The 12640-nt window shown below is 42.0% G+C and carries 12 protein-coding genes and 1 pseudogene; 6 read left to right on the top strand and 7 right to left on the bottom strand.

Annotated elements, in window-relative coordinates; all coding sequences use genetic code 11:
• The first annotated feature begins 144 nt into the window (after positions 1 to 144).
• The 5 genes from AALA56_RS02500 to AALA56_RS02520 all read left to right on the top strand — a co-directional run bounded on the left by AALA56_RS02500 (position 145) and on the right by AALA56_RS02520 (position 4444).
• Positions 145 to 717 (top strand): hypothetical protein, encoded by a 573-nt coding sequence (locus AALA56_RS02500; RefSeq protein ID WP_369908619.1) that lies wholly within the window; start codon positions 145 to 147, stop codon positions 715 to 717.
• Positions 718 to 723: 6 nt separating this feature from the next.
• Positions 724 to 2223 carry an HsdM family class I SAM-dependent methyltransferase gene (locus AALA56_RS02505; RefSeq protein WP_369908620.1) on the top strand — a complete coding sequence of 500 codons (1500 nt, stop codon included), beginning with the start codon at positions 724 to 726 and terminating at the stop codon, positions 2221 to 2223.
• A gap of 2 nt (positions 2224 to 2225) precedes the next feature.
• Positions 2226 to 3434 carry a restriction endonuclease subunit S gene (locus tag AALA56_RS02510; protein WP_369908621.1) on the top strand — a complete coding sequence of 403 codons (1209 nt, stop codon included), beginning with the start codon at positions 2226 to 2228 and terminating at the stop codon, positions 3432 to 3434.
• A gap of 116 nt (positions 3435 to 3550) precedes the next feature.
• A complete protein-coding gene (locus AALA56_RS02515) occupies positions 3551 to 3796 on the top strand; it encodes a LysR family transcriptional regulator (protein ID WP_369908622.1) in 246 nt (81 codons plus the stop codon).
• A 39-nt stretch (positions 3797 to 3835) separates the two neighbouring features.
• Positions 3836 to 4444: a LysR substrate-binding domain-containing protein gene (locus AALA56_RS02520; RefSeq protein WP_369908670.1), complete on the top strand. Its 609-nt coding sequence runs from the start codon at positions 3836 to 3838 to the stop codon at positions 4442 to 4444.
• A 37-nt stretch (positions 4445 to 4481) separates the two neighbouring features.
• Here the strand turns inward: AALA56_RS02520 and AALA56_RS02525 are convergent.
• Positions 4482 to 5331: pseudogene (locus AALA56_RS02525) on the bottom strand (Cof-type HAD-IIB family hydrolase).
• A 140-nt stretch (positions 5332 to 5471) separates the two neighbouring features.
• On the opposite strand from AALA56_RS02525, the gene AALA56_RS02530 reads away from it, so the two are divergent.
• A complete protein-coding gene (locus AALA56_RS02530) occupies positions 5472 to 6149 on the top strand; it encodes a hypothetical protein (RefSeq protein WP_369908623.1) in 678 nt (225 codons plus the stop codon).
• On the opposite strand, the gene AALA56_RS02535 is transcribed toward AALA56_RS02530, so the two are convergent.
• The 6 genes from AALA56_RS02535 to AALA56_RS02560 all read right to left on the bottom strand — a co-directional run bounded on the left by AALA56_RS02535 (position 6062) and on the right by AALA56_RS02560 (position 12545).
• Positions 6062 to 8128 carry a KUP/HAK/KT family potassium transporter gene (locus tag AALA56_RS02535; protein ID WP_369908624.1) on the bottom strand — a complete coding sequence of 689 codons (2067 nt, stop codon included), beginning with the start codon at positions 8126 to 8128 and terminating at the stop codon, positions 6062 to 6064. The genes AALA56_RS02530 and AALA56_RS02535 overlap by 88 nt on opposite strands.
• Positions 8129 to 8365: 237 nt before the next feature.
• Positions 8366 to 9109, bottom strand: coding sequence for an SDR family NAD(P)-dependent oxidoreductase (locus AALA56_RS02540; protein ID WP_369908625.1), 744 nt, complete (start codon positions 9107 to 9109; stop codon positions 8366 to 8368).
• Positions 9110 to 9168: 59 nt separating this feature from the next.
• Positions 9169 to 10155 (bottom strand): phosphate acetyltransferase, encoded by a 987-nt coding sequence (pta, locus tag AALA56_RS02545; protein ID WP_369908626.1) that lies wholly within the window; start codon positions 10153 to 10155, stop codon positions 9169 to 9171.
• A 2-nt stretch (positions 10156 to 10157) separates the two neighbouring features.
• Positions 10158 to 11060, bottom strand: a complete 903-nt coding sequence (locus AALA56_RS02550) for an RluA family pseudouridine synthase (protein WP_369908627.1) — start codon at positions 11058 to 11060, stop codon at positions 10158 to 10160.
• The gene (locus AALA56_RS02555; RefSeq protein WP_369908628.1) at positions 11057 to 11899 is read right to left on the bottom strand and encodes an NAD kinase; all 843 of its coding nucleotides are present in this window, start codon (positions 11897 to 11899) and stop codon (positions 11057 to 11059) included. The genes AALA56_RS02550 and AALA56_RS02555 overlap by 4 nt, the downstream gene beginning before the upstream one ends.
• On the bottom strand, positions 11874 to 12545 hold the full coding sequence (locus tag AALA56_RS02560; protein ID WP_115269792.1) for a GTP pyrophosphokinase: 672 nt from the start codon (positions 12543 to 12545) through the stop codon (positions 11874 to 11876). The genes AALA56_RS02555 and AALA56_RS02560 overlap by 26 nt, the downstream gene beginning before the upstream one ends.
• Positions 12546 to 12640 lie beyond the last annotated feature (95 nt).

Consider the following 12640-nt stretch of genomic DNA (forward strand, 5'->3'; position numbering starts at 1 on the left):
ACAGCTCACAGCTCACAGCTCACAGCTCACAGCTCACAGCTCACGCTGATTATGTAATCGGACGTGTTTTTTGTCAACCCCTAAAACAGACTTTTTCACGTTTTTGTGGAGGAGTTTTTTGTTTTGCTAGAATCGAGGTGTGCAATGCCTAAGTCTATCGAAGAAAAAGTAGAAGAATTTTACAAAACAAATCTTGATAACTTAGGTATTACATACTATGGTAAAACACAAGCAAATTTGATGAGTAAAAGTATTTCTGATGCTTTGACCTCAGCTCCTTCTAAATCTGGTGGAACAGGCAGTAATTACCCTGATATTATGCTAATGCTTAATTCTAAGACATTAAACAGGCATATTCCAGTTATTATTGAAGCAAAGGGTTCTAAGAACAAACTGGAAAAAATTGATAAAGATGGGAACATCGTTCAAATAGTACCATGGGCATCTGATTCAAAAGAAAGTGCTAAGAATCCACATAAGAAAGGTGACCCTAACACAACTGCTATTGTCCAGTTTGCTGTAAATGGAGCCTATCATTATGCAAAAAACATATTAGAAAGTGAGTTTTCAATTTATGATGAGATTATTTTCATAGGGATTAACGGAACTGAACTCGATGAAGATAACAAAGTAAAAAATCCTGAACAAAAAGCTTACTATCTATCGAAGTTGAACAAACTCCAACCTAAGCATGTTGCTGATTTGGATAAATCGTAGGATTTATTGAAAGATTCTAATTTAGAAAAATTCTTTGATATTTTAGATAGACTGACACTATCCGAAGAGGAATTAGAAGCCTTAACCCATAAGACGGAAGATGAACTTGAAAAAGCAGTCAAGAAAATACATCAAGAGATTTATGAAAACGCATCTTTAAAAAATGCTCTAACCACTAATGAAAAATTATATGTCTTTTCTGGTCTTATCATGGCAGGTTTACAAACAAGTGGAGTTAGCCGATTAACCCCAAAAGCCCTTGAAGGAAATGACGATAAAGTAGAGAATGACGGTCAGACAATTCTACGCAGAATCAAAACATTTTTGAAGAAACGCAAAGCAGATTCTCATAAAATAACAATGATTGAAGATTTGCTGAGACCAATCTTCACAAAACAAGTTCTTTGGAAAACTCGTAATGGAGAATCCTTAATTAAACAAATTTTTACTGATGTTTATAATACTATCATTCCATTACTAGAATCAGATTTACAACTTGATTTCACAGGAAAAATCCTAAATTCCCTCAACGACTGGGTATCTATTGAAAATGATGTGTCTAATGATGTCGTCTTAACACCACGTTATGTTACAGAATTGATGGTCAAGTTGACACGTACCGATATGGATTCCTATGTTTGGGATACTGCGATGGGTTCAGGTGGATTCTTAGTATCGGCAATGGATGCCATGCTAAAAGATGCACGTTCCAAAATTCAAGACAAGGAAAAATTATCTAATAAGATTTCGCACATCAAAGAGCAACAATTACTAGGAATTGAACTTCTCGGAAATATCTATATTTTAGCTATTCTTAATATGATTTTGATGGGAGATGGCTCTAGTAATATGAAAAACGGAAACTCTCATGAGTTATACCATAGAGAGAGTTTCCCAGCTAATGTCTTCTTGTTGAATCCGCCATACTCTGCATCTGGTAAAGGATTTAATTTTGTTGAAGAAGCCTTTTCAAAAATGGAGAGGGGCTATGGAGCGGTTTTAATACAAGAAAATGCTGGCTCAAGCCAAGGACTACCATATACAAAACGCATCTTAGAGAAAAGTTCCTTAATTGCATCAATTCGCATGCCAAACGATTTATTTGGTGGAAAAGCAAGTGTACAAACAGCTATTTATGTATTCAAGGTAAATGAACCACATAATGAAAAACAGGCAGTAACTTTTATTGATTTTTCTGAAGATGGCTATACTCGTCAAAATCGCAAAAAATCTAGCCAAGCCGTCAATCTTCGTGATACTGATAATGCTAAAGCAAGGTATCAAGAAGTTGTGGACATCGTTTTAGGAAACTTACCTGATACAGCTTACTATACGGTAGAAAATGGGAAAGTTATCAGAGATAGAATTACTCTAAGAGGAGATGACTGGACCTTTAATCAGCATGCAAAAATTGAACGTATTCCACAGCTAGAAGATTTTAAGAAGTCTGTTGGCGATTTTTTATCTTGGCAAGTAAGTCAACTTATGAAAGGTCAAGGTAAGTAGTCATGGAAGGACTGTTAGATAGAAATTGGGGGACATTCAAAAATAATGAACTTTTCGAAAAATTACCATTAAAACGGTTAAAAAAGACATTTGACAAGAAAAATGATGTTTCTACTAAGAGAACGAAAGAGTATAATTTACCACTTATAAATGCTAAAGCTGGCGACAATGGTATCATGTATTATGGTAGAGAATGTGATTGGGAATCAGAAGAACTTACTTTAGATGTTGTAAATGATGGAGCAATATCAACTGGAATGGTCTATGCTCAACCACAAAGAACAGGTACTTTGTATAATGCTTATCAGATTCGATTAAAAGACAGGATTCCTACATATAGACAGCTTTTATTTTTACAACGATGCTTACAAACAAATATTCAGCTCAAATTTGATTACTATAATAAAGCAAGTTGGGATGATAAAGTTGAGAACGAAACTATTGATTTGCCATTAAAAACCAGTTCTGACCTAAATAACTATAACAAATCTGATATTGACTGGCAGTTTATGGAAGAGTTTATAAAAGAGCTGGAAGCCGAATACATCCAAGAGCTGGAAGCCTATTTGATAGCAACTAGCTTAAATGACTATCATTTGACTGATGAAGAACACACTTTATTAGATTACAAGCCAAAATTTAAGTCTTTCAAATTAGCTTCGACTTATGTTATGCGTGGTAAATTGATTGAGGTGGACGAAAAAGGATTGTTTGATATTGTTCCAACCAAAAAGAAGATAAATGCCAATAGCATCACTTTTGATGGTCAATTTCCTTATGTAGCAAGAGGGGAAAGTAAAAATGGCATTCGAGGGTATATCAACTTTGATGAACAATATCTCAACCCTAAAGATACCATCTCTTTTGGACAAGATACTGCTACCATGTATTATCAGCCAAATGCTTATTTTACAGGAGATAAAATACAAGTATTCAAATTAAATGAAGCTTACGGTACTTTGACTGAAAATATAGCTCTGTACATTATCAGTTCAATGAAAAAATCATTTGCTAATTTTGTTTGGGGACAGCAATCATTTGCTTTGGATGTTATTTCAGAAATACCAGTAGAATTACCTGTTAATGTTCATGGGAATATTGATTTTGAATATATGAGCCAATATATACAAGCTATCAAAAAAGTATCTATTGAAGATGTTGTTCGATATAAGGATAAAATTATAACTGCGACTCAAAATATTGTAAACTAGTAGAAAAAGACGATTTCCTCTTGGAAGTCGCCTTTTTTGATATTCACGCAAATACTATATATTGCGCTTGGTGTAAATTGATATATAGTTCCCTTTTTTTATTAAAGAGGCTACAAATGAATTCTAAACAAATGGATTATTTAATAGAGCTTTCAAAAACGCTAAATTTCAACCGTGCAGCTGAAAATCTATTTATCTCACAACCTGCATTGTCTTATCAGATTAAAGTGATTGAGGAAGAGGTTGGTTTTGCCATCTTTGAGCGTGTTGGAAAATCCGTCCATCTGACGACACCTGCAGGGCAACAATTTTACCAACAGATAACACATATCAAACAAGAGTTACAGTCCGCCATTGAATAAGGGCAAAATTTTTCTTCTCGCTATAGTCAAAATCTCACTATCAGCTACTCTTTGCGGTCTCATCTGCACTTTCTGCCAGAGGTCATCAGAGAATTTAGGGAATTACACCCCGACGTTTTGATTACACCTCAAATCGCTTTAGAAGATTGGTTTAGCCGATTTAGAGAAGGCAGTGTGGACATGATTTTCACCACCAGAGAGGAAGCTCAAAAATTACCAAATGCACGTATCCACCCGCTGTATACCAGCTACATCTATCTTCTAGTAAATCCCGATGATACTCTTGCTCAACTGCAAAAAGCACAGGCTAGAGATTTAGACGGACGCACGCTTTTGGTTAATGGTGGTTCTAGTCAGACACTTCGTAGAGTACAAAAGCAAGTGCTTGACCAAGTGCCACTCCAAACACTCAACAGCCCAACACATGACTTTACCATGGTTTCTGTCGCATCAGGGCAAGCCGTTTGTCTTAGCCCAGGTTACCTCAAAGATTTCTCCAGTGCCTTCGTCTGGGTGCCTTTTGATACGCAGGAACACTTTGATTGCGTCCTAGTTACCCATGAAAACGATAAAAGACAAAGCCTAGCCGACTTTGTCTTACTCATGCAAGATATCTACGAAGAAAAAGCTAAAAAACACCAATTGTAACGACTTCTCTTCAAGGTAACACAATGTGTTACCTTTTTTAATCGTCTAATAATCCTAATTGCTCAAAAGCCTTGTAAAGGCCGTCATGCTCAACATCGTCTGTAATCATATCTGCCATGGCTAGAATCTCAGGACCACCATTTCCCATAGCCACTCCTACAGCGCAATAGTCCAGCATAGGAATGTCAACCTTGGCATCACCAAAGGCAATAGTGTCTTTCTGGCTAGCACCAAGGTGGTCAAGAATACGGCGAATTGCCTGAGCTTTGTCAATGTCTTTGACGCCCAAGTCGCCAAAGAGTGCGCTCTCACCTCGTCCGCCCCAAGTACCTGCCTTGAGATTTGGAAATGCAGCTTTAGAGTCCAAATGGTCTTGATAAGAAGAGAGGACAAAGCTGACCTTGTTGAGGTCGTCTCGGTAGAGCTCGCCCCCGTAGACGAGACCGTGTATGACGTCATCGGTCTTTAGATGTGCCACTTCTTCTGCACTCTTGCCCTTGCCTAGCATGTACTCTCTCAGCGCTGGCTGTGCCTTTTCTTTAAAGTTTTCGCTGGCAAATAGCCCGGTTATTACTCTCTAGGTAAAACGCCAAATCACGCTCTTTGAGCCAGTCAACGATGTCTCTCGCTTCGTCTTTTGGGATGACCTGGTGGTAGATGACCTCGTCCCTATACTCGATGTAAGAGCCGTTGCCTCCAATCATACCGTCAATGCCCATCTCCCAGATGTCTTTTTGCATTTCAGCCTTGCTGCGCCCTGTACAGACAAAGACCAAGTGTCCTTTTTGTCTTGCCTCTTTTACGGCAGTAATAGCTGACGCTGGAAATTGATTGTGGTAATCCACCAGCGTGCCGTCCACATCTAAAAAAATCACCTTGCGCTCCATAGCGTACCTCCTTGTCTTGTTCTTACTCTATTGTAACAGGTCGTTCCATAAAAGATAGTGCTATCCTGCGCTAAACTGATACTATCCTAGCGACAAACAGCTTTCTTGCTTAATAGCCTAAAAATCGCTATCATAGCACTATGAAAGCAAAAAATATTTTAGCGCTGACTAGAAACACAGCAGAGCGTACTTACTTTGAAAAGCTGATAGAAGCCTTTTCTGAACTTTTTACCATCAGTATTGCGGACAGTTATCCAGAAAATCATGACTATGATGGACTATTCTGCTTTGAAAGACAAGAGCTTGGCGTGCCACAGCTGCTTTTTAGCTTTGAGGAAAAGAAAGGCTATGTCTTTGCTAAGCTGCACCCTTTTTCTGACACTCAGAAAACCATCGCTCTCACCCAGCAATTGACTTCCTTTTATCATTACATGGAGATGCATTTTCTTGACCATTTGCCTTATCAAGTGGCTTTTTACAATGGTTTTGGTGCGGTTGCTTATGACAATCACAAACCTAGCAGTCCTTTTGAGCTCGCAGACAACGCCACAGCGCTTGATGGCTGGATTAAAGACCAGCTAGACAGTACAGAAAAAGGGCAGTTACACCTGCCCTTGGCTCAATCTGCCTTTTCTGCTATTCTCATGGACTCTTACTACAAGGTCACAAGTCTTCATGGAGACAAAGGCTATGTAGAAATCGTCCAAGACATCAAACCACTACTAGAAGCCTACCTAGCAGACTCTGCGCAAGCCTTGGTTGGCTGGTCAGATGTGACTTCTGGCGCATCCATAGCATCCGATGACTTCGACCTATAAGGACGCTCCTCCTCGATAGCATATCCACCCGCATCCTCAATCAAAATCGGCACATGCTCGATAGAAACATCAGTAAACTGCAGTGAGAACCACTTGATAGGACTGGCTGTATAGTGCTTGATAGCTGCCTTTAGCTGGAGAATGAAGCTGGCACCCGCTGACAGACTGCTGGTATCCTCCACTCGCTCATCTAAAACGACAAAGCGAAAATCACCAACCTCACGCCCCTCATCAATCGTGTACTTCTGCTTTTGCTTAGGCAATCTGTGGCTTGCCATCAGCTCCTGCACAATCGTGCGCAGGTATTTGGGCACTGCTTGGCGCACCCTAAAGCCGAGATTGAGCTCGACCTTGACGATAAAGTCCGTTCCCATCATATCTACTTTGTAGTTTGAGGTGTAAGGCTCATCTGTGACATTGACCTTGACAAACCAATAAACGCAAGCACGTTTTGGGTGCTTGTCTAAGATAGAGTAGAGAATAGAGCGGTCAATCTTATCCCCCTCAAGTCTGTTGGTCAGATAGACAATGTTGGTTTGATAAAGTGGGTACTGGCTGTCATTTTTTAGCTCACAGAGCTGCTCTGTATAGTCATTGAGGTCTAGGAGTTTGACGTGTCTAGAGATGATTTTAGCGCCGAGATACCAGACTAACATCAAACTCAAAATGGCTAAGGTCAGAACGATAACGACATAACCACCCTCTAAAAATTTGACTGCAGACGCCGCAAAAAAGACAAACTCAATAGCGGCAAACACTGCCATACCACACCGAGCAAAGAGCGGCCGCACACCCTTTTGCATGAGATAATAGGTCAGTAAAACCGTCGTCATCAGCATGGTAATGGTAATAGCAAGACCGTAAGCTGCCTCCATATGCGAGGAGGATTTGAAGAAAAGCACGGCACAACTGGTCAAGGTGAATAATATCCAGTTGATAGCTGGAATATAAGATTGCCCACGACTGTCCCCTGGATAAGTCGTTTTAAAGAGCGGAAAGAGCTTTAGCCCCATGGCTTCAGACACCAAGGTAAAAGAACCTGAAATCAGCGCCTGCGACGCAATGATAGCGGCTAGTGTCGCAAGCAGAACGAGGAAAATCCGAAATTGCTCTGGGATACTAGCAAAAAATGGATTGAGGGCTATGTCTTCTCCCTTGTGGCTCAAAAGCCAAGCTCCTTGACCGCAATAGGAGAGGATGATAGCTATCTTGACAAAAGGCCAAGACACATAGATATTGCTACGTCCGACATGCCCCATATCCGAGTAAAGCGCCTCTGCACCTGTTGTCGCTAGGAAAATAGACCCTAGTATGAAAATACCACGATGATTTTCAGGACTCAGCAAAAAATGAAGAGCATAATAGGGATTAATGGCTTTAAAAACAGCCAGATAAGAAAAACTGTTCAACAGCCCACTCAGCCCCAAAACAAAGAACCAAGTCATCATGACTGGACCAAAAACCCGTCCAATAAAGCGTGTTCCAAAACGCTGAATGCTAAAAAGAAGCAACAAAATGCACAGCGTTGTCACCACCACATGCCATTGGTCACTATAAAAATGACTAAAGAAAGGCACCGCCCGCAAGCCCTCGATAGCCGTTGTCACCGTAACAGCTGGCGTCATCGCACCATCTGACAAGAGAGTCGCACCGCCTATCATGGCTGGAATAATCAGCCACGGGCTCATCTTGCGCACCAAGGTGTAGAGCGAGAAAATCCCACCCTCATGGTGATTATCCGCCCTTAGCGCAATCAAGACATACTTGATAGTCGTCACCAAGGTCAAAGTCCAGATAATCAAAGAAATGGACCCTAGTATAAAAGCTTCGCTGATGTGGCTTGCACCTCCTTGATTGGTCACCAAGGACTGCATGGTGTAGAGCGGGCTTGTCCCAATGTCACCGTAGACAATCCCTAGAGCCACCAAAAAACCTGAGCGTGTCGCTTTATCAAAAGCTGATACTTGTGTTTGTCCCATTTTTCATGTTTAGCCTCCATTTTTTATGACCCAACCATTATAGCACAGACGCTCAAAAAGAAAAGCCCTAATAGAGGGCTTGCTATTTTAAATATTCCAATTATTACAAAAGACAGCTAAATAACTAGGCATTCTGGCTGTCACTATCCCTTTTCTTTTCTCATCATAACAGAAATGTTATGAGAGTGACATGGTTTTGTAATCGAATGTTTCCGTTATTTTTCATAAACTGTTTTTTTACAGGTCACGATAGACTGGCTGCGCTCCAAAGGTTTGCGAGGTGGGCATGATTTCGATACGGTTGATATTGACATGCTCAGGCTGGCTGGCTATCCAAGAGACAGTCTCTGCGATGTCTTTTGGTTGAATGGCGTGCGCTCCCTCGTAGAGCTTTTCAGCACGCTCATCATCACCCTTAAAGCGGACATTGGAAAACTCAGTCCCCTCACAAAGCCCAGGCTCGATGTTGGATACACGAATGCGTGTCCCAGCAAGGTCCGCCCGCAGATTGATCGAGAACTGCTTGACAAAAGCCTTGGTGCTGCCGTAGACATTAGCACCAGGATAAGGCACGGTGCCTGCTGTTGAGCCAAGATTGATAATCAAACCGTGATTGCGCTTGACCATATCAGGCAGGAGCTTTCGTGTCACATAGGCTAAGCCAATCACATTGGTCTCAATCATGGTTAGCCAATCCTCAAAATCCGCTTCATAAGCTTTATCAAGCCCCAGCGCCAAGCCAGCATTATTGACCAAAAGGGAAATGGGCTCAAAAGACGCTAGCGCCCTATCAACAGAGCTTCTATCAGTCACATCCATCTCCAGCGGGTAAAAATCCTCACCGAGTCTTTTTGCCAGTTCTTGCAATTTCTCAAAGCGCCTTGCGGCACCGATGACCTTGTAGCCATCCGCTATTAAGCGCTCCACAATGGCAATGCCAAAGCCTGCAGAAGCGCCTGTCACTAAAGCAATATCTGTCATGTTTTACCTCAATTCTAAAAAGAAAGAGCGAGTTTACTTTCTCGCTTCTTTTGTCTCCATCAGTGTCTATCCAGCGCCTGCGCTGCTGTGATAATAGACAGTTTGTAAATGTCCTCGGCACTAGAGCCTCGTGACAAATCATTCACAGGTGCGTTGAGCCCTTGAAGGACAGGTCCAATCGCCTCAAACATTCCTAGGCGTTGTGCAATTTTGTAGCCGATATTGCCAGACTGCAAATCTGGGAAAATAAAGACATTGGCTTGTCCCGCAACAGGGCTGTCCGGTGCTTTGATGGCTGCTGTTTCTGCAACAAAGGCAGCGTCAAACTGCAACTCACCATCAATGGCAACATCAGGTGCCATTTCTTTTGCCAGTCGAACGGCTTCTTGTACCTTGTCGACTTGCGGCGCTTTGGCACTACCTTTGGTTGAAAAACTCAAGAGAGCCACTTTAGGGTCAATGCCAAATATAGCTGCTGTTTCCGCAGTGTTGATTGCAATTTCAGCCAATTCTTGAGCATTTGGGTTGATGTTAATCGCACAGTCCGCAAAGAGAAAACGCTGCTCAGTGGACTCACGATTCATCAAGAACACACCAGATGTCCTTGAAATCCCTGGCTTAGTTTTGATGATTTGAAGTGCTGGGCGCACAGTGTCCGCTGTCGAGTGAATGGCTCCAGACACCATACCATCAGCCAAGCCCATCTTGACTAACATGACCCCAAAATAATTAACATCACGCAAGAGACGATCCGCATCCTCTAGGGTCGCTTTTCCTTTTCTAATCTCAACAAAGGCTTCTTTCATGTTCTCAAAGTCTGCGTAGTCATTGGGATTGATAATGGTGTAGTCTTGGTCTACAAAGCCTAGACGAGCTAGTGAGTCGTGCACCTCGTCATATTCACCGAGGATCACAGGGTCAATCAAGCCTTCAAACTTAAGGCGTGCTGCAGCTCGCAAGACACGGTCGTCATTTCCCTCTGGAAAGACAATCTTGACATAGTTACTAGCTACTTTTTCACGTAAAGTTCCAAATAAAGAGCGCATAGTCAACTCCTTCTATTATTTTCTTTCAGTTCTATGATAACGCTATCAAAATCATCTGTCAAGCCAATTTCATGACAGCGCTGCTTTTTTGTGAAAGGGTCTGTAAATCTAAGAGAATGACAATGCAAAGCTTGGCGAGTGATACCAAGATCCATCCTCCCGCCGTACAAATCATCGCCCAAAAGCGGAAAACCAATATGCGAAAAATGCACACGTATCTGATGAGTGCGCCCTGTGTGCAGCCAGACATCCACCAAAGCCACATCTCCAAATCGCTCCACCACTTGGTAGCTAGTATGCGCATACTTTCCAGACTTGTGCACACGTCTCGTGATGATACTATAGACATCCCTTGCGATCGGTGCGATAATCTCACCAGAGTCTGGCAAGTCCCCCTCACCAGACACCAAGGCATAGTAGCGCTTTTCAATAGACTTTGTCTGCAACTGCTTATCCAGTCTCGCATGGGCGTAACCGTGCTTGGCAAAGAGCATGAGCCCGCTGGTATCCTTATCCAGCCGTGTCACGATATGCACCTGCTGGTTTGGGTAACCCTTTTCTTGATAATAGTGCTTGATGAAATTCGCCATAGTGTTGGTGTGGTTTTTACTAGGGATACTTGCCACACCGTAGGGTTTATTGAGGACGAGAAAATGGTCGTCTTCTGCGACAATATTCAGTTCTTTTTTGACTGGAGTAAGCGTTTCATGAGGCGCTTCGTCAGGAATGTCAATGGCTACTTTATCGCCGACATCAAGGAGATAAATAGCATTTTGCTCCACACCGTTGACCCAGATATTGCCTCCCTTGAACTTGACCTTAGCCAGCAAGCCTTTTGAAATATCATGGCTTTTGAGAAGCGTTTTGACCTTGACTTGTCTGTCTGCTACAAACTCAAATCTCATGAATCGCACTCTCCGATAAAGGCGTCCATGACACGCTCCCAAAAGCTGGTGTGACTCGGTGTCGCCACAAAGTGAATTTTCTTGCTGTCAATACTGTACTCAATCTTTTTGACATTGCGGTACTGCATGGTTTTATTGTCAATAGAAATGGTATAGAGCCCCAAGCGCTTTGGCACCACCTCGATAGCATCCTTCTTAGGGATGATAAGGGAGGAGCCAATGGTGCGATAAACACGATTATTGAGACTTGAGATTTCAGTCAATTGCAGCGCTTCAATGGTTGGGTGTAAAATGGCTCCGCCCAGCGATTTATTGTAAGCCGTGCTGCCTGTCGGCGTTGAGACAGACAGACCATCTCCACGAAAACGCTCAAACTTGACCTTGTTGATGACGACATCAACCACCATAGTTTTTTCGATACGCTTAATAGTTGACTCATTGAGCGCACGCCCTTTGATAACACGCCCATCTGCCAGGGTAATCTTGACCTTAACGATAGGATAAGAAATGCTCTCTCCCTTATCCTGTCTGAGATTTTCAATCAGTTTATCCACCTCAAAGTCACGATAGTCCGTGTAAAAACCCAAGTGCCCCGTGTGAATGCCGACGAAACGCACATGGTCTAGAGCCTTCTCGTACATGTGAAAAGCAGACAGCAACATGCCGTCACCACCAATACTAATCACCACATCTGGATCTCTTTTGGTCAGATAAAAATCATCAGCGTCCTTAAAAATCGCAAAGAGCTTACCTGCAATACGCTTGCTCTGGTACTTGCCGTTACTAATAATCGCCACACGAGTGGGCTTTTTCTTATCGGTATAATTCATCTGTGTCATCGCTATTTCCTACACCATCACTTAACTTTCTATTTTCAGGGTCAAATAAAAGCTGCGCTTCACGAATATCCTCACGGATTTTACGCATTTCCTCATCTAGTTCAAAAGCAATCTTAGCCGTCACTTCCAAACGTTTTTTGATTTCTTCTGGAAAGTCACCTTGGTATTTGTAATTGAGCGAGTGCTCAATAGTCGCCCAAAAATTCATGGCTAAAGTCCTAATCTGTATCTCAGCTAAAATCTTTTTTTGCCCATGAATGGTATCAACAGGGTACTCTACAATCACGTGATAAGAGCGGTAGCCACTAGCTTTCATATGATGGATATAATCACGCTCTTGCACAATAGTCATGTCCTGACGTTTGCGTAGAAGCTCCAGCACATCATCAACGTCATCAACAAACTGCACCATGATACGAAGCCCAGCAATATCCTGCAAATCCGTCGCTAGATTTTCAAAACGAATATCACGCAAGACCATCTTTTCCTTAATACTCTCAATAGACTTGACACGTCCTGTCACAAACTCGATGGGCGAGTGTTTATTTTGCTTACGAAATTGCTTGCGAATACTTCTCAGCTTGATTTTCAACTCACCAACTGTCTGGATATAAGGGTCTAAAAAGGTTTCCCAGTCCATGCCCATACACTCTCTCCTCTAAGCCCATGACAAAACCTTGTCAAATGAGCCAATTTCTTATAAAATAAACTTAACGTTTATTATACCATAAAATTTCCAAA

Source organism: Streptococcus hyointestinalis (assembly GCF_041225505.1).
Lineage (GTDB): Bacteria > Bacillota > Bacilli > Lactobacillales > Streptococcaceae > Streptococcus > Streptococcus hyointestinalis_B.